This window comes from Pseudorhodoplanes sp. (assembly GCF_059499825.1).
The window spans coordinates 545,373-568,037 of the sequence record NZ_JCABZI010000002.1 but is presented as its reverse complement, the minus strand read 5'-3'; the positions used below and the strand labels follow the sequence as shown (position 1 = coordinate 568,037).

The window sequence follows — 22,665 nt, the reverse complement described above, 5'->3', positions numbered from 1 at the left end:
CGCCGCAAAATGAAGCGTCCGGACCATGAAGCGTCCAGGCCCTGCCGCCGAGGCACTCCTCTTAGGAAGCGCCCGCCCGCACCCGCGCGGCATCGGGCAACGCCCTTTCGGGCCGGCCGGGACGCTAGCGCCTATTTCTCCCGGAAGGCGCGATTGAAATGGTCCGACAGCGGCTTGGCCAGGTAGGACAGCACGGTCCGTTCGCCGGTCTGGATGAACGCCTCGACCGGCATGCCCGGGACCAGCTTCACGTCGCCCAGCCGCGCCACCTGCTCCGGCGGCAAGGCGATGCGGATGGTGTAATAGCCGACGCCGGTGCGCTGATCGGTGGTGATGTCGGCGGAGATCCGCGACACCGTGCCGTCGATTTCCGGCGTGGTCTGCTGGTTGAAGGCGGTAAAGCGCAAAATCGCCTTCTGCCCGATCTGCAGCTGGTTGATGTCCTGCGGGTTCACCTTGGCTTCGACGGTGAGATTGTCGGCCGCGGGCACGATCAGCATGATCGCATCGCCCGCCGAAATCACGCCGCCGATCGTGTGCACGGCCGACTGGAACACGGTGCCGCTCTGCGGCGAACGGATATCGATGCGGCGCAATTGATCCTCGGCCGTGACCTTGCGCTCGACGAATTCGCCGATTTTGGCGTCGACATCGCGCATCTCCTTCGCCACCTCGCTCGACAATTCCTGGTCGATCTGGATGATCTGCAATTCCAGCTCGGAGATCTTGCCCTTGGCCTGGGCGGTGGTCGCGATCAGCAGCCCGCGCTCGCCCTCGAGGCGCGTGGCCTCGCGCTCGAGCTGGGTCAGCCGGTTCAGCTGGATCAGGTTCTTGCTGTAGAGGTCGCGGACGCCGGCGAGTTCGCGGTTGATCAGCTCGACCTCTTTGGCCTTGGCATTGCGCTGCGCGGTGTGACCGAGGATTTCCTCGTCGAGCTGGCCGATGCGCTGCTTCAGCTGCGACTTCTGGCCGGCGCGGGAGGTGTGGCGCAGTTCGAACAGCTTGCGCTCCGCGTCCATGATGTTGCGGACTTCCGGGTCGGCGGAGGCGGTCAGCATTTTCGGAAACACAAGTTCGGTCTGGCCGTCGCGTTCCGCCTCGAGCCGCGCCTTGCGGGCGGTGAGTTCGTTCAGGCCGCGGGTGACGATGGCGAGATTGGCGCGGGTGACGGTATCGTCGAGGCGCACGACGATGTCGCCTTCCTTCACCGAATCGCCGTCGCGCACCCGCACTTCGCCGACGATCCCGCCGGTCGGGTGCTGCACTTTCTTGACGTTGGAATCGACCACGATCTGGCCCGGCGCGATCAGCGCGCCGGACAATTGCGCCGTGGCCGCCCAGCCGCCGAAGCCGAACACCAGGATGGCCACGACGACGGATCCGGCGACCATGTGCCGGCGGATCGACGGTTGCGCTGCGGATCGCTGGGTCATGGGACTCGTCCGGGTACGACTTGCAGGGGTTGCGGGGCGGGCGAGGGCGGCGCCGGTGGTTGCCCGGGCCGCTGCAGCACCTTCGCGAGAACCTGGTCCTTCGGCCCGACCGGGTGCTGCATGCGGCCGCCACCCATGACCAGGATGAGGTCGACCGCTTCCAGCGCGCTAGGCCGGTGCGCGACGATCACGGCAATGCCGCCGCGCTTGCGCACGCTCATGATGGCGCGCGCCAGAGCCTCGTCGCCTTCGAAATCGAGATTGGAATTAGGCTCGTCCAGCACCACCAGGAACGGATCGCCGTACAATGCGCGGGCGAGCGCAATCCGCTGGCCCTGTCCGGCGGACAGCGCGCTGCCTTGCTCTCCGACCTGGGTCTCATAGCCTTCCGGCAGCTTGACGATCAGGTCGTGGACGCCTGCGGTCTTGGCGGCGCTGATGATCGCCTCGGGGCTCGGCTCGCGCTCGAAGCGGGAGATGTTCTGCGCCACCGTGCCGGCGAGCAATTCGACATTCTGGGGCAGGTAGCCGACATGCTTGCCCAGCGCATCCGGCATCCACTGGTCCAGCGCTGCGCCGTCGAGGCGTACGTTGCCGCGCACCGGCTGCCACAACCCGACGATCAGCCGCGCAAGCGAGGACTTGCCCGATGCGCTCGGACCGATGATGCCGAGACCGTTGCCGGCCCGCAGTACGAAACTGACATCCTGGACGATGACCTTCTGCACGCCCGGAGGCGCGGCGGCGACATTCTCGACCGCGAGGCTCGCCTTCGGCGCCTGCAGCGGCAGCACGTCCTGTTGCGGCGGGAACATCGCGAGCAGCCGGTTCAGGCGTCCCCAGCTCTGGCGCGCCGCCTGGAAGCCTTTCCAGTTGGCGATAGTGAGGTCGACCGGCGCCAGCGCGCGCGCCGACAGGATCGAGCCCGCGATGATGATGCCGGCGGACGCCTCCTGATGGATCACCAGCCAGGCGCCGACCGCGAGCACGCCGGACTGGATCATCATGCGCAAGGATTTCGACAGCGCGCCGAGGCCGCCGGCGACATCGCTCGACTTGCGATGGCTCGACATGTAGCGCCGGTTCGCCTCCGCCCAGCGCGCGGAGATGCGGCCGAGCATGCCCATGGCGGAAATGGCTTCGGCATTGCGGATCGAGATTTCCGCCAGCCCGTTGCGGGCGAGCGCAGCCTGTGAGGCATCGTTCATCGGCTTCTTGGTCCACATTTCGGTCAGGACCGTCAGCGTCACCAGCAGCACGGCGCCGAACAGCGCGGCCATGCCGATCCAGAAGTGGAAGAACACGAAGCAGATCGCGATATAGATAGGCAGCCAGGGCAGGTCGAAAAAGGCGATCGGCCCGGACCCGGACAGGAACGAGCGGACATTGTCGAGGTCGCGCAGCGGCTGTAGCCCGTCGCTGCGATTGCCCGCCCGCAGCGGCACCTTGACCAGCGTCTCGTAGACGCGCCCGCTCAGCGCCTCATCGAGGCTCGCCCCGATCCGGACCATGATGCGCGAGCGGATGATGTCGATGATCGCCAGCATGCCGAACAGGAAGGCGGCGATCACGCACAGCCCGATCAGCGTCGGCACCGAGCGGCTGGGCAGCACCCGGTCATAGACCTCCAGCATGAAGATCGAGCCGGTCAGCATCAGCACGTTGCTGACCGCCGAGAACAGCGCGATCGCGATCAGCGCGCCGCGGCAGGCGGACAGGGCCGCCGAAAGCTCGGATTGCGGGGTGGCAGGGGAGGCGGGGCGTTGCATATGGTGTTCTTGCCAGGGCGGCGCGTCGATTGGCCGACGACGCGCTCTACTACCATCATGGCAGTTTTACGAGAAAATGTCGCAGGGGAAGTGGGGCCGGAGGCTCAGGTCAGAAGGGCTCTAAAGGGGACTAGACACCACGTTCAGCCGTCGGCGGCCTTCAGTCAAACACGTTCGAAGGATGGAAGATGAAGTCGCTTGAGGCGAGCGCGATAACACCACTCAAAGTGATGGTGTTACCGTCGCCAAAACCGATCTGGGTATTCTGGCCGTCGTCTACGAACTCGATCGTGAGATCGCACATGTCTGCATATCCGTAGAGCGCAATGCGGTCTTCACCCTGCGTGAAGTCAGTGATTGTGTCTTGACCGCTCATGTACCCACCTTCGTTGCCGAACACGAACGTATCGCTGCCACCGCCGCCGGTGAAGGTGTCGTTCAGTAAGGTTGAATAGAGGGTGTCATTCTGCGTAGTTCCAACGAAACTAGGATTCGCGATATAAAGACTTGATGGCAACGCGCCGTCGCCGACATCCACGACGCCAGCGCCGATTCTGTAGAAGCCGTCCTGTTGGGCGACAAACGAACTGGTTCCCCAATCTGAAATACCGTAGTTGCCTACTTGCTCAACGTTCGAAATCAATTGTGTCTGCTTGAGCGGAGATATCGAAACAAAGGCAAAGTCGTTGTACGGCAGATAGTCGTTTGCGTCGAAACGCCAGCTAACGCTCACCGTCTGACCAGCACCCAAGAAAATGTTAAATGCAATGGCGGAGCCGACTGTTGCTCCAGGGTTTATCGCATCCAATGCATTGCTTGCTAGGCCAAGAAACTCCTCGATGTTGTCTTCGGGCGTGGCGCCCGAATTCAGTTGAGCAGACCTTCGTCCATCAAATGTGGTTATTGCAACGCTGCCGATCGAGCTTGTGGCTCCTTGTGCAGAATTTTCAGGAGGGCTGATTGTAATATCGGTATCGATATAAACCGTGACCGTTTGTCCCGCATAATGAAGACCGTAGACGTCAAAACTGACGCCGGTCGTAAGCGAGTCGCCGGTGTAAGCAACTCCGCTCTGCAGCTTTTGCCAGTAGCCGCCGAACTCTCCACCAAATATTTTTATTGTGTCGTCATTCCCACCGACCACTCTGAGTGTCCCACCTGAGCTCGTTGACAAGATGTCTTCGAAACGAACCTCTAGGGTGTTGGGGTCAGAGGAATTGAGATCAATAATTTCGATGTTCGTTAGAGAGGGGCCGTCAAGTTCGTCAGCTTGCAGGAAGTTAAGGTCTCCAAAAATTGAAACTCTGTCGATTCCTGCGCCGCCATCGATAATCCACGACGCCTTGTCATGCAGCACGAATAAATCGTTACCGCCGCTGCCGATGATCTTCTCGACACGCACGAACACGTCAGTCCCGGTGCCCAAGCTCGACGCGGTGCTCGACTTGACGATGTTTTCTCCGCCGAGGTTGAACGTGCCGTTGTTGAGATTGAACACAACACCGTTGGCGCTCTCGTACTTAATGGTGTCGCCGTTAATGTGGGTGCCGCCATCGTAGAAATCGTTGCCGCCGCCGGATGCCGCCACGATGATGTCATCGCCGTCGCCTGCAAAGACAAAATCGTTGCCGGCCAGAGCGTCGACGACGTCATCTCCCTGCGACCCGGTGATCTGATCATTGCCGGGAGTTCCGGTGATCGTGCCACTTCCGTTGATGATGTTCAGTGTAGGGACTATCGGAACGTTCGGCGTCTGAGGCGGCGAGCCAACCGCCGGCGTCGGCAGTTCCGGCGTCGTGTCGGTATTTGTGTTGCCGACCGGCGTGACGGTGACCGTAACATTGGTCGGCGTCGGATTGTCCGGCGTCGTAATCGGCACGTTGACAGTAAGCACACTGCCCGATCCGCCGCCGCCCTGCGCGGTCTGCGGGTTGGTGTCGTTCGGGTTGTCGCCGCGGTCCTGCGTCGGGACGAACGGGTTCTGCTGGTTGTTGTTGAAGATCGTGAAGATCTGCTGGACGATGCCGAGTTCCTGCGCGAGTTCGCCCGGCGTCTTCTGCACCTGTTGCGCCACCACCTGCAGCGGGCCCGCGGGCGTCACCACCCAGCCGACCTGGGAATTGCTGACGGTGCCGATCAGGGCGCCGGTGGTCTTGTTGTAGAGATTGAAGGCGCCGGTGGTGCCGTCCGGCTCGACCATCACCGAGAAGCGGGTCTGGCCGTCATTCGCCGAAATCTCGACCAGCACCGCGGTGCCGCGGATGCCCATGGTGGCGACCGGCGTTTCCACCTTCATGTCGCCGGTCTTCGCCACCTGTCCGGCAACGAAGCTGAAGGTGCCCTGCACCAGGCTGATCAATGCGGAATTGCCGGTGCCGCCTGCGGCATAGACGAATTCGTCCAGCACCATGCGGGCATTGGCATTCAGGCTGAAGGTGGAGCCGTCGGTGAAGACGATGGCGACAGACGAGCCGCCGGAGGTCTGGACCACGTCGCCCTTGCGCACGGTATCGCCGACATTGAGCGAGACGGTGACGCCGTTACGGACCACCGTCGCGGAGCCGGACAACGCGTCGACGCGGCCGATCACCGGCTGGGTGGAGGCGGGCTGTCCGCCGGCCTGCGCGTGCTGTCCGGGGGCGAGGGGGCCGGCGAGCGCTTCGACCACGCTGGCGCTCAGGGTCGCGCCCTGCGGCGACATCAGGTGCGCGCGGGTCTCAGAGGCGAAATAGTCCTGGATGAAGAACGACTGGCCGTCCTCGCCAACGATCTTCAGATCATTGCTGCCGACGCGCTGGAATTGGCCGTTGAAGAGGAGATGGGCGTCCGGAACGGTGACGTGGTCGTCATAGATACGCGGCGCCTCTCCCGGAATCGGGGAATCGAACACTTTCGTGTCCAGATCGTTTAACGCCAGCACCGCGTTCAGCATCGTCGGCGCGTCCCAGAAAAAGAAAGCGTTCCTGCCGTGTCGGACAGCACGAAACGGCAAATTTCGGCAGCAACCCCCGCCGGTTACCGCCGCGCCTCTTCATTTGCGGGACCATTCTAAAGTTCGGCCGCAACAGGGTCAACGAAGGCCTAACGAAAGACAGGGATTTCGTTGAGGAGTGGTTACCGGACGCGGGACCATTTTACCAATCACGAGCGCGAGACGGCGCAAAGTATTGAAGTACCGGTGGGCGCATCGCTGGACCGCTTTTCTAAAGAACTGATTTTTTGTGTGAAATCAGTGTCTGCCCGGAAGCCGAATCGAATCGCGGCCCGCTGCGTCACCCGCCGCCCGGCTTGGCGCTCGTCTCTCCCTTTCCGGTGAAAAACCGGTTTTCCGGCCGCGGCAAGCCCAGATGCTCGCGCAGGGTGCTGCCCTCGTACTCGGACCGGAAAATGCCGCGGCGCTGCAGTTCCGGCACCAGCTTCTCGCAGACCGCGTCGAGCCCGCCGGGCAGATAGGGGAAGTTCACCGTGAAACCATCGCTGCCGCGCTGCTCCAGCCAGTCCTGCATCTCGTCCGCGACAGTCTGCGGCGTGCCGACGAAAGCAAGCCCGGAATAGCCGCCCAGCCGCTGCGCCAGCTGGCGCACCGTCATCCCCGTGCTGCGGGCGAGGTCGATCACATTCTGGCGCGCGGTCTTGCTGGCGTTGCTCTCGGGGATGTCCGGGAGCGGCCCGTCGGGATCGAATTGCGACGCGTCGTGGCCGAGCGCGATCGAGAGCGAGGCGATGCCGCTGTCGTAATGGACGAGACTGTCCAGTTTGGCGCGTATGTCCTGCGCCTCCTGCACGCTGTCGCCGACGATGACCAGGGCGGCGGGCAGGATTTTCAGATGGTCCGGATTGCGGCCGGCCTTCTCGGTGCGGCCCTTCACGTCGGCATAGAACCTGCGCCCGGCCTCGAGATTGGGCTGCGCGGTGAACACCGCCTCGGCGGTTTCCGCCGCGATCTGCCGGCCGGCATCCGATGCGCCAGCCTGCACGATCACCGGCCAGCCCTGCACCGGCCGTGCGATGTTGAGCGGTCCGCGCACCGACAGATACTCGCTCTTGTGATTGAGCACATGCATCTTGTCCGGGTCGAAATAGATGCCGTTCTCGACATCGCGGATAAAGGCATCGTCGGCCCAGCTGTCCCACAGCCCGGTCACCACATCGAAGAATTCGCGTGCGCGCTTGTAGCGCTCGCCATGCTCCATGTGGTCGTCCATGCCGAAATTCAATGCAGCATCGGGATTGGATGTGGTGACGAGATTCCAGCCGGCGCGGCCGCCGCTGATGTGATCGAGCGAGGCGAATTTGCGGGCGACATGATAGGGCTGGTCGAACGTAGTCGATGCGGTCGCGACCAGCCCGATCTTCTCGGTGACGGCGGCGAGCGCGGGCAGCAGCGTCAGCGGGTCGAACGACGTCACCGTATGGCTGCGCTTGAGGCTGTCGATTGGCATGTTCAGCACGGCCAGATGATCGGCCATGAAGAACGCATCGAACTTGGCGCGTTCCAGCGTCTGCGCGAAACGCTTCAGATGCGAGAAATTGAAATTGGCGTCGGGCCAGGCACCGGGATAACGCCACGCGCCGGTGTGCAGACTGACCGGGCGCATGAAGGCGCCGAGATGAAGCTTGCGTGTCGCCAGCATGCGGTCTCTCTCCTGGGAGGCCGAAATTTGGTCGGGCGGCCGCAAAAGCGCAAGCGTGGAGGCTGGAGATCAGGCATGTCATGACATGTGATCATGCCGTGAGCATGCGGACCGGGTTGCGGACGTGCGCCGCTGCTCTCGCGTCAGACCGCCGCGGAATGCCGCGTCCGGTTCGCCGGCAGATAGGCGTCGAAGGCCGCAGCGATCAGGCGTGCGAAACTTCGTCCGGGCGTCGGGATGGTTATGCGGCCACCGTCGATCCGCACAAGACCGGCATCGACGAAAGGCGTGAGCGCCGCGATCTCGTCGTTGAAGGCGTGCGGTGAGGCCACCGCGTCTAGGTCGATCGCGAAGTCGCACAGCAGACGCTCGATGATATGTGCCCGCAGTTTGTCATCGGACGTCAGTTCGATGTCCTTGACGATCGGTAATCGCCCGGCTTCGACGGCGCGGGTGTAACCGGCGATATCCGGCGCATTCTGGGCATATCCCGATGGCGTCCGGCTGATCGCCGATGCGCCGAAGCCGACCAGCGCATCGGCCTGGTCGGTGGTGTAGCCCTGGAAATTGCGGCGCAGGCGGCCTTCGCTGGCGGCGATGGCAAGTTCATCGCGCGGGTCGGCGAAGTGGTCAAAGCCGATGGCACGAAAGCCATGTCCGGTCAGGACATTGGCTGCCACGCGTGCTTGCGCGAGGCGTTCCTGGTGGCCGGGCAGGAGGCTCGCATCGATCAGCCGCTGGTTCTTCTTCATCCATGGGACGTGGGCGTAGCCGAACAGGGCAATCCGTCCGGGCTGCAGCGACGCGGCGAGGTCGGCGTTGCGCGCGACACCGGCCAGGCTCTGGCGCGGAAGGCCGTACATCAGATCGATGTTGAGCCCATCAATGCCGGCCTCGCGAAACATTTCCGCGGCGCGTTTGACGAGGTCGAATGGCTGCACCCGGCCGATGGCCTGCTGAACGTCACTGGCAAAATCCTGAGCACCGAGACTGATGCGGTTCACGCCGATACCCGCCAGCGTTGCCGCGAGCGACGCATTGGCATGACGCGGATCAATCTCGATTGCATGTTCATGTATGGTGGAGAGATCGAACGCACCGGCCAGTCGCTCCATCACCTGACGCAATCCGGCGTCGCCCAGCGTCGAGGGCGTGCCGCCACCCCAATGCAGATGCTTCACCTTGCGCGGACCGAGATGCGAGGCCGCGATAGCGATCTCGTCGATTAGCGTCCGTAGATACCGGTCGACGGGCTCGCGGCGGCGAACCACTTTCGTGTTGCAGCCGCAATACAGGCAGAGTTCGGCGCAAAATGGCACATGGATGTAGAGCGACAAGGTCGACTCGGCCGGCAAAGCCGAAAGCCAGTGCACATAGCGCGCGGGAGTGGTCGCTGTCGTGAAATTCGGAGCGGTCGGATAGGACGTATAGCGTGGGACATTCACCGCTGCGAAGGTCGAGACTGCTGATTGCGGATCGCTCTTCATATCGGCCGCCTCTTGCAAGAGCTCTAGTGCGACATCAGGGTTGGCAGTGTCATGCTGGACAGGATCTGGCGCGTGGCGCCTCCCAGAAAGAATTCGCGCCAGCGCGAGTGGCCGTAGCCGCCCATCACCAGGAAATCTGCATCCCGGTCGGCCACGTAGGACAGAATTGCATTGCCAACATCAATGTCGCCTGACGAAATTCTTTGCAAAGACACGTTCAGCTTGTGACGGGCAAGATGGGTCGCCATGTCGGCTCCGACCTCCTCATTTGTCTTCTCGCGGCCGTTCGTAACGATCAGAAGCTCGACTGTTTTTGCCCTGGCGAGGAGTGGTGCTGCATCGCCGATCGCTCTTGCGGCCGTCGCGCTGCCGTCCCAGCAGCAAACAATGTGATCCAGCTTGGCCGGCTCCTTCTGGATATAGGGCACGGCCACAACCGGGCGGCCTGACCCGAACAATACGGCTTCAAGGAACAGGTCATTGGCTGAGGTGCTATCCGGGTCCGGCTGCAACACCACCGACATATCGAAGTGGCGTGCCATCTGGCCGAAGCGGCTGACTGCATCGGAGACCAGAGCGGTGATCATCTGGTTGTCCGACAGCACACCCTGTTTCTTCGTCCCGGCTTCGAACCGCGCGATCGACTCTTTTGCCTGGCGCTCGGCCTCGACGATCGCGTGGTCGATCACGTCGCCGGCGATGCCGCCCATCGCGCCCGCAGGAATCGCCGGCTCCAGTGCAAACGCGATGCCGGTGAGATGTGCACCAAATACGCTCGCCAGCGAGATGGCATAGTCCGCGGCCGGGTCCTGCGGCCGGCCGGGTGTCAGGTTGACGACGATGTCCTTCGGCATGAAAAGCTCCTCTGCGCCTCTATTCATATGGCGGGCAGCTTTTCTGATGTTGACGCAAGTCAACCGCGGAAGGCCTCAGCCTTTCTGCGGGCCACCGCCGGGCAGGTCGTCATCGTCGAGAACGCGGTGCGCGGCGCCCTCGAGATCCTCGTATTGACCGCTGCGCAGCGACCACAGGAATGCAGCCAGGCCGGCAAGGCCCAGCGCCAGCGCCATCGGCACGAGATAGACCAGGACGTTCATGTGGGCCGCGCTGCCGGAACGACGGGGAGAGTCTGTTCGATGGTGTCCTGGGATTGCGCGTTGTTCTTTGTTCGCGCGCGAAGGGCATTCAGCGTCACCAGAACGGAGGATCCGGACATCGCCGCTGCGGCGATCAGCGGGGTCACAAGGCCGGCAATTGCGACCGGAATGGCAATCGTGTTGTAGCCGATGGCAAGCCACAGATTCTGCCGCATGATCGCGCGCGCCCGGCGCGCGGTCCGAACCGTCGACAGGACCGGATTTAAACTGGTTCCGAGAAACACGGCGTCGGCCTGCGCCTGCGACAGGTCGGCGGCGCTGATCGGCGATATCGAGACACTTGCCGCCGCCAGCGACGGCGCGTCATTGAGGCCGTCGCCGACCATCAGCACCTTGCGGCCTTCGCTCTTCCAGGTCTCGATCATTGCGACTTTGTCGGCGGGGGTCAGTCCGGCGCGCCAATTGGCGATCCCGAGCGATCTTGCGATCGGTTCGACCGCCTGGGGGCGATCGCCGGACAGGATGTGAACTGCCAGTCCGAGTTGCACGAGGCCATCGACGGCTTTGGCGGCGTCCGGGCGCAGCGCCTGATGCACCACAAAGACGGCGTGGCGATCGCCGTGCCGGAAAGCGATCAGCGATGCCTGCGGATGCCGCTCGATGAGAGCGCTCGGCACCTCGACCGAACAAAAGGCCGGACTGCCGAGCCGGGCTTCGACACCATCGACGATCCTGCGTACGCCGCGGCCATATTCCTCGGTGACATCGTCGAGAGGCTTTGCGCCGGTTTGCCGGCGGGCCAGTGCGGCGGCGAGGGGATGACGGCTGGATAATGCAAGTTGTCCTGCAAGCGCCAACGACTGCGGGTCGACGTCGGCGGCATTGATGACATGCGGTTCCGGCAGGGTCAGCGTTCCGGTCTTGTCGAAGACGACGACATCGGCTTCAGCCAGCCGTTCGATTGCATCGCCTGCATTCAGGAACACGCCGGAGCGGAACAGCGCGCTTGCCGCCACCACCTGAACGGCTGGTATAGCGAGCGCCAAGGCGCATGGGCAGGTGATGATCAGCACGGTGATGGCCGTCACCACGGAGGCATGGACCGACTGTCCGGCCAGCATCCATCCGACAAAGGTCAGTGCCGCGGTGGCGTGAACCATGGGCGCGTAATAGCGCGCGATGCGGTCGCTCAGCTTGACGTAACGCGACCGCGCATGGACGGCCTTGTCGAGGAGACGGTCGATGTCGTCGAGGAAGGTATTTTCGCCGGCGGCGGTAACACGAATGGTCAGGGCACCGTCGAGATTGATGCTCCCGGCATAGACCTGCCGATCCGCCCGCGCCTTTGAAGGCGTGGTTTCGCCGGTGATGAGGCTCTCGTCGAGATGCGCGTGGCCGCTGACCACGACGCCGTCTGCCGCGATCCGCTCTCCCGCGCGGACCAGAATGCGGTCGCCGACCCGCAGCACGGCGGACGGCACCTGAACCAGTTCCCCGTTGTCCATCAATCGGAAGGCGGTGTCGGATTTCAGCGCCGCGAGGTTGCCTGCTACGGCGCGGGTCCTGCGCCGCATCATCTGGTCGAGGACGCGCCCGCAAAGCAGGAAGAAGATCAGCATGATCGCGGAGTCGAAATAGGCGTGCTCGGCGGAATGCGCGGTCTCATAGAGCGACAGGCCGAGCGCCAGCAGGATCCCGAGTGAAATCGGGACGTCCATGTTGGTGTGGCGCGCCTTCAGAGCGGACCATGCGCTGCGGAAGAATGGCTGCCCCGCATATGCGGCAGCGGGGAGGGCGATCGCCGCCGACAGCCAGTGAAACAGGTCGCGGGTTTCCGGCGTGATGTCGGTGACGTTCCCAGACCAGACCGACACCGACAGCAACATGATATTCATCGCGGCGAAGCCCGACACCGCGAGGCAGCGCAACAGGAACTTCGACTGGACGGCTTCCTGCTCTTCAACCGATTGAAGGCGGAACGGATTGGCATGGTAGCCCATGCCCTCCAGCAGCCGGATGGCTTCGCCTGGATCGAAGGCGGGATCGCTCCAGGTGAGCGTCAGCCGCCGGTTGGTGAAATTGAGGCGGGCATCGGACAGGCCCTGAACCGTCTTCAATGAGCGCTCGATGCGGCCGATGCACCCGCCGCAATGGATGCCGTCGACGACCACGTCCATGGTCGCGGCTCCGTCGGAGCCACGGCGCGTATAGTGAGAATAATCGAGACGCCGGGTGACGGTCACTGCAGCACCACACGGCTCTTGGTGCGGTACACGCGCTCGCCCGCGCGCGCCACCTCGACAATGAGCGTCCATTGTCCTGCGGTCGCTTCGGTCGCGCCGCGGAAGCCGCTGTCCGACATCCGGGAGAGCGCGATATCGTGGTCAAGCCGCGCATTCAGCGGGTGCGTGAGGCGTGCGGTCACATCGATGCCGTGCACCGGCGCCAGCTTTGCGTCCTTCACGCTGACCGTCAGAACCGCTTCGCCCGCCGGGTTCCGGACGATCCGTCCATCGACCTGCCAATTGAGCGCGGTTTGCGCGACGGCGGCCGCTTCTTCCTGCTTGTAGGCAAGTCCCGCCTTGTAGGAGGACGACGTCTCGGTTCCGGCGAATGTCGTGATCGCAGCGTACATCATGATCGCGTTGACGATTGCGACGATGCCGAAAAATCCGACAAAGCAGACGAGCACGGTCGTCCCGGTCACTTTGCGCGCTGTTTTCGGGGGAACTGCCCTGGATGTCATTTTGCTCGCTCCGGTGCTCGGAAATGATCCCGCGCCTGCGCCCATTCACGCGACTCAAGATCGAGGACGTGGAATACGATCGGCGTGGAAGCCGGCGGGGCGAACTCGTAATTGTTGACCAGCACGCGGAATTCGCGCGACTGATCCGGCCCGACCTCTACAATCCGCTCTGAGCCAAGCGGTAGTCCGACGATTTCAACAACGGCCGCCGGCACACCCTCGACAGACACCGCAAAGCGGCGAGTTTCGAAGCGCTTGTTGAGAATGCGCATGGTATAGCCGTTGCGGATCGCGCCGTCGGCCATCCGGACGAAAACCGGATTGCGGTCGTGGATGACATTCACATCGAAGGCGTGGCGGGTCAGCAGCGCATACAGCATGATGCCGCCGACCGCCGCGATGATCAGCGCGTACATGACGGTGCGGGTGCGCACGATCTTCTGGACCGGAGCCTCACCTGCAATCCGCCGCTTCAGATTGACCTCGCTGTCGTAGCCGATCAGCCGGGTAGGCCGGCCGATCTTCTCCATAATGTTGTCGCAGGCGTCGATGCAGAGGCCGCACTGGATACATTCGAGCTGCGAGCCGTTGCGAATATCCACTCCGGTCGGGCAGACATTCACGCATTGCCGGCAATCGATGCAGTCGCCGGCGGGCAGGCCTTCCAGCCGCAGTTGCTCGCTCTTCTTGACAGAAGCGCGCGGTTCGCCGCGGTCGAACCTGTAGGCGACATTCAAAGCATATTCGTCGGTGAGCGCGGCCTGGATGCGCGGCCACGGGCACATATAGGTGCAGACCTGCTCGCGCATGTGGCCGGCGAGTGTGTAAGTCGTGGCCGTCAGCAATGCGATCCAGCCATAGGCGATCAGCGGCGCATGCCCGGTTGCAAGATCCTTCACTAGCGTCGGCGCATCGGCGAAGTACAGAACCCACGCGCCGCCGGTCCACCACGCCACCATCAGCCAGAGGAAGTGCTTTGCGCCCTTGCGTGCGATCCGTTGGGCCGTCCATGGACCGGCATTGGCCTGAATCTGTTCGCGGCGGTCGCCCTCGACGAAGCGCTCGATGGCGAGGAACAGGTCCGTCCACACAGTCTGGGGGCAGAGATAACCACACCAGACGCGGCCGGCCACGGCGTTCAAGAGAAACAGCGCCATCGCCGCGATGATCAGAAGCCCGGTGAAGAAATAGACTTCCTGCGGCCAGATCTCGATGAAGAAGAAATAGAAACGCCGCCCCGGAAAGTCGATCAGGACCGCCTGATCGGGCGCATCAGGGCCTCTGTTCCACCTGACGAAAGGCAGGAAGTAGTAAATCGCGAGCGTGACGACGAGCACAGCCCATTTGATGCGCCGGAATGTGCCGTGGACGCTCTGCGGATAGATTTTCCGGCGCGCGGCGTAGAGTGGCGGCTCGATCTCGTGCGAGTCATCGGCAGGCGGCTGAGGCGCGTTCCCGGTCGGTCCGGGTGAGGCCTTTGCCTTCTGCCGATGATCGATGACGAGCTCAACCATGATGGCTACTTCTGACCGCCACCGAGTGTGTGGACATAGACCGCGAGCGATTTGATCGTGGTGTCGTCCAGCCTCGGCGCCCAGTGCGGCATCATCGCGCCGCGGCCATTGATCAAGCCTTCGACGATGACATCCTGGCCTGACCCGTAAAGCCAGATCTGGTCGGTCAGGTCGGGTGCGCCGATCTCACGGTTACCCTTGCCGGCGTCGCCATGACAGGCCGCGCAATTGTCGGCAAAGACCTTTTTACCGCGTGCAAGGTCGGCTCCGGCCGCGACCGGCAAGCCCGACAGCGAGCGGGTGTACTCGGCGACGGCGAGAATGTCCGGACGCTCCAGCAGCTTGTCGCGTCCAAAGGCCGGCATCGACCCCTGGCGGGACTTTTCATCGGTCGACCGGACGCCATGACGAATGGTGTAGACGATATCGTCGAGGGTGCCGCCCCAGAGCCAGTCGTCGTCGTTGAGATTGGGATATCCCTTCGCGCCGCCGCCGCCGGCGCCATGACAGGGTGCGCAATTGTCGGCGAAGGCCGCCCGGCCCTGCGCGCGCGCGAAGTCGAGCATCTGCTGGTCGGCCAGTATCTCTTGCAGCGGCGCTGCCGCTATGCGGCTTTCCATCGCTGCGCGCTTCGCGCGCAGCGCCGCAAGGTCTTCTGCAACGGCCGTTCGCGAATTCCAGCCCAGCGCGCCTTGCGTATAGTTGGTCAGAAGCGGCCATGACGGGTACACGATCCAGTAGCCGATCGACCAGATGATCGTCAGGTAGAATGTCCACAGCCACCAGCGCGGCAATGGATTATTCAGTTCGCGGATTCCGTCCCATTCGTGCCCGGTGGTTTCAACGCCGGTGACTTGGTCGATGTCGCGCTTGGCCATGTCAGTCGTCCTCACGCAGGGGCATGCGCGCAGCCTCGTCGAACTTCTTCTTGTTCGACGGCCAGAACGCGTAAACAATAACGAGCAGGAACACCGCCACGAAATAGACGAGGCCCCATGTCTGGGCGAATTCGGCGAGCGTCTTGTAGGTTTCGGCCATCTTTGCCTCAGCGGATATTGGCTTTGTTGTCGTAAAGCTTGAAGTCGACCAGTGTGCCCAGCATCTGCAGGTAGGCGATCAAAGCGTCGGCTTCCGAGATCGCGCGCGGATTGCCGTCGAAATCGCGCGCCTGAACATTCGGGTATCGCTTCTGCAACGCATCGGCATCCGGATGGTCTGCGGCCGCCTGCGACCGCAGGTCGCTAGCGGCATTGGCGATCATCTCCTTCGAATAGGGGACGCCAAGAACCGCCTGCACCTTCAGGTCATCGGCGATGTGCGTGTAATCGAGCTCGTTGCGCGCGAGCCATGGGTAAGCCGGCATGACCGTGCCGGGGACGACCGATTTCGGAGACTTGAGATGGTCGCGGTGCCATTCGTCGGAATACTTGCCGCCGACCCGCGCGAGATCTGGACCCGTGCGCTTCGACCCCCACTGGAACGGCCGGTCATACATGCTCTCGGCGGCAAGAGAGTAATGACCGTAGCGCTCGACCTCGTCGCGCATCGTGCGGATCATCTGCGAGTGGCAATTGTAACAGCCTTCGCGCACATAAATGTTGCGGCCGGCAAGTTCGAGCGGCGTATAGGGCCGCATGCCGGATACCTTTTCGATGGTGCTCTTGAGGTAGAAGAGCGGCACGATTTCGACGAGGCCGCCGATCGAGATGACGATCAGAACGCCGATCAGAAGGACGAGCGAGTTCTTTTCGAAGATGGCGTGTTTCGACCAGAGAGACATGTGAGTTTACTCCGCCGGGACCAGTGCGGCCGAATCGGTTTCCGTGGATTGGGGCGCTTCCTCGCCGGAAGCGACCGTCATCCAGAGGTTGAAGGCCATGATCAGCGCGCCGGCGAGGAACAGGATGCCGCCGATGGCGCGGATAACGTAGAAGGGATGCATCGCCTCGACCGTCTCGATGAAGGAATATTCGAGGAAGCCGAGGCTGGTATAGGCGCGCCACATCAGGCCCTGCAGGATGCCGGACACCCACATCGCCGAGATGTAGAGCACGATGCCGATGGTCGAGATCCAGAAATGCCAGTTGACGAGCTTGAGCGAGTAGAGCTCGCGTTTGTTCCAGAGCCAGGGCACGAGGCAGTAGATCGCGCCGAAGGAGACGTAGCCGACCCAGCCGAGTGCGCCGGAATGCACGTGGCCGATGGTCCAGTCGGTGTAATGCGACAGCGAGTTGACCGCCTTGATCGACATGAGCGGACCCTCGAAGGTCGACATGCCGTAGAACGCCACCGACACCACCAGCATGCGCAGCACAGGATCGGTACGCAGCTTGTCCCATGCTCCCGACAGCGTCATCAGGCCGTTGATCATTCCGCCCCATGACGGCATCCAGAGGATGATCGAGAACGTCATGCCGAGCGTTTGCGCCCAGTCGGGCAGGGCTGTGTAATGCAGGTGATGCGGCCCGGCCCAGATATAGAGGAAGATCAGCGCCCAGAAGTGGATGATGGAGAGCCGATAGGAATAGATCGGCCGGTCCGCTCGCTTCGGAATGAAGTAGTACATGATCGCGAGGAAGCCGGCGGTGAGGAAGAAGCCGACCGCGTTATGGCCGTACCACCATTGCACCATGGCATCCTGGACGCCGGACCAGACGATGTAGGATTTCGGCGAGAAGACGGAAACCGGGATCGCGGCATTGTTGCCGAGATGGAGGACCGCGATGGTTACGATGAAGGCGATGTAGAACCAGTTGGCGACATAGATATGTGGCTCGGAACGCCGCATCAGCGTCACCAGGAACACCATCAGATACGCGACCCAGACGATGGTGAGCCAGAGGTCCGCGTACCATTCAGGCTCGGCGTATTCCTTGCCCTGGGTCACGCCGAGCAGATAGCCGGTGCCGGCGATCAGGATGAAGAAGTTGTAGCCGAGCACGACGAACCACGGCGCAAGGTCGCCTGCCAGCCGTGCGCGGCAGGTGCGCTGTACGACATAGAATGACGTTGCGAGCAGGACGTTGCCGCCGAAGGCAAAGATCACCGCGGACGTATGCAGGGGCCGGATGCGGCCGAACGTGAGCCAGGGAAGATCGAAATTGAGAACGGGGAAGGCGAGTTCCAGCGCCGCCCAGACACCGACGGCAAAGCCTGCGATTCCCCAGAACATGGCGGCGACGGTCGCAAACTTGACCGGGCCCATATTGTAATTCGGCTTGCCGTCGATGGTCAGCGGCGCCCGCGCCGCCGGCCGGTTGAAATAGCGCTCGACGATCGCGAAGACCGCAGCCGCGCTTCCCGCCGCGAACAGCGAGGCATGGAAGGCATATTCCGGTGTATGCGCCATCGCTGCGATGAAGAAGGATAGGAAAGCCGTCGCCGCAAAGGTGAGCGCGAGCGCGCCTTCGCCGATGCTCATCGACTTCAAGGAGCCAGCATGTGTCTGTGGCATGGAAACCTGCGCTGAACGTCATGATCCGCTATGGCCTACGAATGATGGGTTGCGAGGTGTTCCATGTTGATCGAAGTCAACGAGAAGCGGAAAAAAGCCGTGCGCGACGTTGATCAAGCTCAAGGCCGGCACTTCGGAACGCTGTCAAAAGACTGGCAGCATCAGGATCAGGAGGTGCCTATGACCATTCAATCAGGCGCGGACAATTCGGGACTTTTTCATGCGATAGGGCAGGCTTGGAGGCGGTATCGCCAGCGGCGAATGGCCATGGCGGAATTGCAGGCACTCGGCACGGCCGAACTGGAGCGCATGGTGCACGATGCAGGGCTGACTTTCGGCGACGTTCTGGAACTTGCCAAGCAATCCGGCGATTCGGCATCGTTGCTTTATCGCCGGCTCGAACAGGCAGGCATCGACTTTCGGGCGATCGATTCGGGCTTGTTGCGCGACATGCAGCGGTGCTGTTCCTATTGCGAGAGCAAATCGCAGTGCGCCCACGAACTGGATGACAAACCGAAGGCGGCGAGCTGGCCGCAATATTGTCCGAATAAGTTGACGATCGAAGCGCTGGGCTCCGCGAAATGCCATTGAGTTCGGACAGGTCCCGTTCCCTTTCCGCCTCGGCGGGTCTCGCCGGGGCGGTCGTGATGGCGACGCTGGCGACGTCTGCGGCCTTCGCGCAAAATCCAAGTGCTCAGCGCGGCGTCGTGATCGCGCGAACCTATTGCGTCGGATGTCACGCCATCGACAAAGTGAGCCCAAGTCCGCTTCAGGCCGCGCCGCCGTTTCGCGACCTCCACAAGAAATATCCCGTTGAGAATCTGCAGGAAGCGCTGACCGAGGGTATCGTCACCGGGCATCCGAGCATGCCGGAATTTCGCTTCGACACGGGGCAGACCGCGGACTTTATCGCCTTCCTGAATTCACTCCGCTGACACTGTCGGCAAACGATCCTGCCCGAAACGGAACCGATACGAAAAGAGCGGCCGGAAGGACCGCTCTTTTTCTTTGTTCAGGTTGTCCGTTAAGGATTGCTGTCCGCTCCTGCGGCTTGGCTAGACTGACTCCACCGAGATGACGCGGTAGGTGTGCGTCGCATCCGCTTCGCGGACCGAGACATATTCGCCGACCTCGAAGCGCTCGTCCTCAAAGCGATATCCGGCTTCGTCGTCTTCATCGCCGCGAATGTCGTATCGGAAGGCCCAACTCCCACCCGGCCGGTGTACCAGATGGCCGATGTCGTCATTCTCACCCGAGCGGAAGCGCACGACCCGGCAGGAATCCCGGTGTTCTTTCCAGGCGGCGGCATCGAAGCGGCGATCATGATCCAGCGGCGCGACGATGATGTAGCCACGCCCCGCGCTGCCGGCGGGATGTCCCTTTTCGCGGGCAAGTTCCAGCCGGATCTTTCGGAAGCCGCGGGGCAACATGTGCGTCGGCGAAGTCATGATCGCTCCCATGGTGCTGGTCTCACGAGTCGAGATTGATCAAGGCCTGACGGTTGCGCAGAATCATCCTACGCGAAGTCGCCAGTTCGATGGCGGACGTCTGCTGGAACTGGGTGAGCGTGCGCGACACTGTCTCGATCGTCAGACCGAGGAAATCGGCGATGTCCTGGCGCGACATCGGAAGCTCGACCGATTCGCCCGAGAGTCGATTGGAGATGTCGATCAGGAAGGATGCGACGCGCTCCTGGGCAGTCTTCACGAGCAGCATGGCATGGCGGCGAGCCTGCTCAAGCTCTTGTGCCGTATGAGCCCAAAGTTTGTTCGCGACGTCCGGGTTTTTCGCGACGGCGGCGAGCAGGGTTGCGCGCCGGACGACCGTGATGGTGGACGCGGAGATGGCCTCCGCCGAAGAGGCATGATGCGAGCCCAACTCCATGCCGAAGATATCGCCCGGGAAGTAGAAGGCTTCGATCTGACGCCGGCCGTCGTGCAGGATCTTGTAGACCCGGACAGTCCCGGTCAGAACCTTGTAGACATAGTCGGCCGGTTCGTTTTCGCCGTAGATTTCGACGTCCTTGGCGAACGACATCCGCGCGCCGACCAATTCGATCGCCCCGAACAGTGGCTGTCCCGATTGATCCGGCGGGATATGGAAAGCGGGAGCCCGGTTCAGATTGTGCTGGCGGGTGGCTGCCTCGGCGTGCATGGCGTGCTCCTGAAATCAAGGTAGGCTCTTGGTTAAGGTGCATGGACGCCGGGGAAAATTCGGATATTCCACCTAAGGGGAATCCCGGAGGTGGCGCGTCGGCCGGGAATATCGCTAGGTTGCTGTTATTGAAGAGGACTTCTCCAAATCATGCCGGCCGTTAGCTCTCCGAAATGGGTCGTCTACGGCTTTGCGGCGGCCCTGATCGTGGGGGCGCTGGTTGCGCGTGCGATCCTGTTCCCCCAAATCGATGGCGGATCGGTCTACCTGTTCTTGCTGCCGGTCGTGTTGGTCGTCAGCGCCCTAGGGGGGCCTGTTCCGGGTTGCGTCGCCACCGGCCTGATCGTGGCAATCGAAAGCTGGGTGTCGGTCAGAGGATTGTCACAGGCCAGTATCGTCGACGCGACTGCCTTTCTTGCGGTCGGATTCGGCCTTGCCTGGCTGGGCGGCCGCGTTCGGCGGGCGCGACTGGCTGTTGAAGCGACCAATCGCGACCTGGTTGCGCGCGAGGCGCATTTAAAGTCGATCCTGGATACGATCCCGGATGCGATGATCGTGATCGATCCGAAAGGACATATCCAGTCCTTCAGTTCCGCGGCCGAAAGGCTGTTCGGCAGGCAGGCTGACGACGTGGTCGGAAAAAACGTCAGCATCCTGATGCCGTCGCCCTATCGCGAAGGACATGACGGCTATATCGAGCGCTATTTGCGAACCGGAGAACGCAGGATCATCGGTGTCGGCCGGGTGGTCGTCGGCGAACGCAAGGACGGCTCGACGTTCCCGATGGAGCTCGCGGTCGGAGAAATGAAATCGAACGACCGGTTATTCTTCACCGGCTTTATCCGCGACCTTACCGAGCGGCAAAAGACCGAAGGCCGGTTGCAGGAATTGCAGTCAGAACTTATTCACATCTCGCGCCTGACTGCGATGGGCGAGATGGCGTCGACGCTGGCGCATGAACTGAACCAGCCGCTCGCGGCTATCTCGAACTATCTCAAGGGTGCGCGCCGCATACTTGACGGGCCGACCCAGAATGCCTCGGCACTCGTGGCTGAGGCCTTGGACAAGGCGAGCGAACAATCGCTGCGCGCCGGACAGATCATTTCGCGGCTTCGCAATTTCGTCGCGCGCGGGGAGGCCGAACGGAAGGTCGAGAGCCTGTCGAAGCTGCTCGAAGAGGCGAGCGCCCTGGCGCTGGTCGGCGCCAAGGATCAGGGCGTCAAGGTGCGTTTCGATCTCGATACCGAGTACGATCTGGTTTTTGCAGACAAGGTGCAGGTGCAGCAGGTGGTGCTCAACCTGATCCGCAATGCGATCGAAGCGATGTCCGACCTGCCGACGCGGCAATTGGTTATCTCGTCGACCGCCGACGGGCCGTCGATGGTGCGCGTCAGCGTATCCGATACCGGAACCGGATTGTCTCCTGACATTCTCCCGCAGTTGTTTCAGCCGTTTATGACAACTAAGAAGCATGGCATGGGCGTCGGTCTGTCGATCTCCAAGACCATCGTCGAGGCGCATGGCGGACGATTGTGGGCCGAGGCGAATCCGGGAGGCGGAACGGTTTTCCATCTGACACTCAGGCTCGCGGCCAGCGAGGACCTTGGCAATGTCTGAAACACCTCTGGTGCATGTGATCGACGACGACGATGCGGTCCGGGATTCGCTTTCGTTTCTGCTGCGGGCAGCAAATTTCGACGTCGTCACCTATCAATCGGCGACGCATTTCCTGGATACGCTCACCCGGGAGATCAATGGCTGCGTGATTACCGACGTGCGGATGCCCGATATTAGCGGTCTCGAACTACTTAAGCGCCTGCGTGCCAGATCCTGCATCATTCCAGTGATCGTGATGACCGGACACGGCGATATCCAGCTTGCGGTCGAGGCCATGAAAGCTGGCGCTGCCGATTTTCTGGAAAAGCCGTTCGATGACGATCGGATGCTGGCCGCCGTGCGATCCGCCCTGGAGGCGAAGCGCCTGGAAGGCGAGCGCGTGGCCCTCCGCAACGAGATCGAGGAGCGGCTCGAGAGCCTGTCGCAACGCGAGCGCCAGGTGCTCGACGGACTCGTTGCCGGCTCCCCGAACAAGACCATCGCTCACGATCTCGGTATCAGCCCGCGGACCGTGGAAGTTTATCGAGCCAATGTGATGACCAAGATGCAGGCCCGAAGCCTGTCCGATCTGGTGCGCATGAGCCTGCTGGTGCAGACATCGTGACGCTGCGGTGGAAAAGTTGATCCTGATCAAGGCCGGTTCCGGAAATCCGGTCAGTTTTTGCGGATGAATCAGGAGTTGCCGCCGCTAAGGCCTTGTCCGCGCTGCAGGATTACCATGCAGGCCGAACGCTCGAACGCGGCGTCCGGCTACGATAAA

Annotated in this window: 20 protein-coding genes; 4 read left to right on the top strand and 16 right to left on the bottom strand. The window is 62.4% G+C overall.

The window, feature by feature from the left end:
• Positions 1–131: 131 nt before the first annotated feature.
• The 14 genes from AC5I5I_RS06145 to ccoN all read right to left on the bottom strand — a co-directional run bounded on the left by AC5I5I_RS06145 (position 132) and on the right by ccoN (position 18,101).
• Positions 132–1,433: an HlyD family type I secretion periplasmic adaptor subunit gene (locus tag AC5I5I_RS06145; RefSeq protein ID WP_495970934.1), complete on the bottom strand. Its 1,302-nt coding sequence runs from the start codon at positions 1,431–1,433 to the stop codon at positions 132–134.
• The gene (locus tag AC5I5I_RS06140; protein ID WP_495970932.1) at positions 1,430–3,202 is read right to left on the bottom strand and encodes a type I secretion system permease/ATPase; all 1,773 of its coding nucleotides are present in this window, start codon (positions 3,200–3,202) and stop codon (positions 1,430–1,432) included. The genes AC5I5I_RS06145 and AC5I5I_RS06140 overlap by 4 nt, the downstream gene beginning before the upstream one ends.
• A 160-nt stretch (positions 3,203–3,362) precedes the next feature.
• Complete coding sequence (locus AC5I5I_RS06135; RefSeq protein ID WP_495970930.1) at positions 3,363–6,134, bottom strand: FecR domain-containing protein; 2,772 nt, start codon at positions 6,132–6,134, stop codon at positions 3,363–3,365.
• A 340-nt stretch (positions 6,135–6,474) separates the two neighbouring features.
• The gene (locus AC5I5I_RS06130; RefSeq protein WP_495970928.1) at positions 6,475–7,836 is read right to left on the bottom strand and encodes an LLM class flavin-dependent oxidoreductase; all 1,362 of its coding nucleotides are present in this window, start codon (positions 7,834–7,836) and stop codon (positions 6,475–6,477) included.
• Between the two features lie 143 nt (positions 7,837–7,979).
• Positions 7,980–9,323, bottom strand: a complete 1,344-nt coding sequence (gene hemN, locus AC5I5I_RS06125) for an oxygen-independent coproporphyrinogen III oxidase (RefSeq protein WP_495970926.1) — start codon at positions 9,321–9,323, stop codon at positions 7,980–7,982.
• Between the two features lie 23 nt (positions 9,324–9,346).
• A complete protein-coding gene (locus AC5I5I_RS06120) occupies positions 9,347–10,177 on the bottom strand; it encodes a universal stress protein (protein ID WP_495970924.1) in 831 nt (276 codons plus the stop codon).
• Between the two features lie 75 nt (positions 10,178–10,252).
• The gene (ccoS, locus tag AC5I5I_RS06115) at positions 10,253–10,420 is read right to left on the bottom strand and encodes a cbb3-type cytochrome oxidase assembly protein CcoS (RefSeq protein ID WP_495970922.1); all 168 of its coding nucleotides are present in this window, start codon (positions 10,418–10,420) and stop codon (positions 10,253–10,255) included.
• Entirely contained in the window at positions 10,417–12,663 is a 2,247-nt protein-coding gene (locus tag AC5I5I_RS06110) for a heavy metal translocating P-type ATPase (protein ID WP_495970920.1), read from the bottom strand. Before AC5I5I_RS06110 ends, ccoS begins: the two co-directional genes overlap by 4 nt.
• Entirely contained in the window at positions 12,660–13,127 is a 468-nt protein-coding gene (locus AC5I5I_RS06105; RefSeq protein ID WP_495970918.1) for a FixH family protein, read from the bottom strand. The genes AC5I5I_RS06110 and AC5I5I_RS06105 overlap by 4 nt, the downstream gene beginning before the upstream one ends.
• 35 nt (positions 13,128–13,162) lie before the next feature.
• Positions 13,163–14,680, bottom strand: a complete 1,518-nt coding sequence (ccoG, locus tag AC5I5I_RS06100; protein ID WP_495970916.1) for a cytochrome c oxidase accessory protein CcoG — start codon at positions 14,678–14,680, stop codon at positions 13,163–13,165.
• 5 nt (positions 14,681–14,685) lie between these two features.
• Positions 14,686–15,558, bottom strand: coding sequence for a cytochrome-c oxidase, cbb3-type subunit III (ccoP, locus tag AC5I5I_RS06095; protein WP_495970914.1), 873 nt, complete (start codon positions 15,556–15,558; stop codon positions 14,686–14,688).
• A gap of 1 nt (position 15,559) precedes the next feature.
• On the bottom strand, positions 15,560–15,718 hold the full coding sequence (locus AC5I5I_RS06090; RefSeq protein ID WP_495970912.1) for a cbb3-type cytochrome c oxidase subunit 3: 159 nt from the start codon (positions 15,716–15,718) through the stop codon (positions 15,560–15,562).
• Between the two features lie 7 nt (positions 15,719–15,725).
• Positions 15,726–16,460 (bottom strand): cytochrome-c oxidase, cbb3-type subunit II, encoded by a 735-nt coding sequence (gene ccoO, locus AC5I5I_RS06085; protein ID WP_495970910.1) that lies wholly within the window; start codon positions 16,458–16,460, stop codon positions 15,726–15,728.
• Positions 16,461–16,466: 6 nt separating this feature from the next.
• On the bottom strand, positions 16,467–18,101 hold the full coding sequence (gene ccoN / locus AC5I5I_RS06080) for a cytochrome-c oxidase, cbb3-type subunit I (RefSeq protein ID WP_495971144.1): 1,635 nt from the start codon (positions 18,099–18,101) through the stop codon (positions 16,467–16,469).
• Between the two features lie 96 nt (positions 18,102–18,197).
• On the opposite strand from ccoN, the gene AC5I5I_RS06075 reads away from it, so the two are divergent.
• On the top strand, positions 18,198–18,725 hold the full coding sequence (locus AC5I5I_RS06075; protein ID WP_495970908.1) for a DUF6455 family protein: 528 nt from the start codon (positions 18,198–18,200) through the stop codon (positions 18,723–18,725).
• A gap of 56 nt (positions 18,726–18,781) precedes the next feature.
• Positions 18,782–19,069 (top strand): c-type cytochrome, encoded by a 288-nt coding sequence (locus AC5I5I_RS06070; RefSeq protein WP_495970906.1) that lies wholly within the window; start codon positions 18,782–18,784, stop codon positions 19,067–19,069.
• A gap of 120 nt (positions 19,070–19,189) precedes the next feature.
• Here AC5I5I_RS06070 and AC5I5I_RS06065 read toward each other — a convergent pair whose 3' ends face one another.
• Positions 19,190–19,582 (bottom strand): hypothetical protein, encoded by a 393-nt coding sequence (locus AC5I5I_RS06065; RefSeq protein WP_495970904.1) that lies wholly within the window; start codon positions 19,580–19,582, stop codon positions 19,190–19,192.
• A 22-nt stretch (positions 19,583–19,604) separates the two neighbouring features.
• Positions 19,605–20,288: a helix-turn-helix domain-containing protein gene (locus AC5I5I_RS06060; protein ID WP_495970902.1), complete on the bottom strand. Its 684-nt coding sequence runs from the start codon at positions 20,286–20,288 to the stop codon at positions 19,605–19,607.
• Between the two features lie 150 nt (positions 20,289–20,438).
• Here AC5I5I_RS06060 and AC5I5I_RS06055 point away from each other — a divergent pair, with 150 nt between their 5' ends.
• Entirely contained in the window at positions 20,439–21,905 is a 1,467-nt protein-coding gene (locus tag AC5I5I_RS06055) for a PAS domain S-box protein (protein WP_495970900.1), read from the top strand.
• Complete coding sequence (fixJ, locus tag AC5I5I_RS06050) at positions 21,898–22,509, top strand: response regulator FixJ (RefSeq protein WP_495970898.1); 612 nt, start codon at positions 21,898–21,900, stop codon at positions 22,507–22,509. Before AC5I5I_RS06055 ends, fixJ begins: the two co-directional genes overlap by 8 nt.
• Positions 22,510–22,665: the final 156 nt, after the last annotated feature.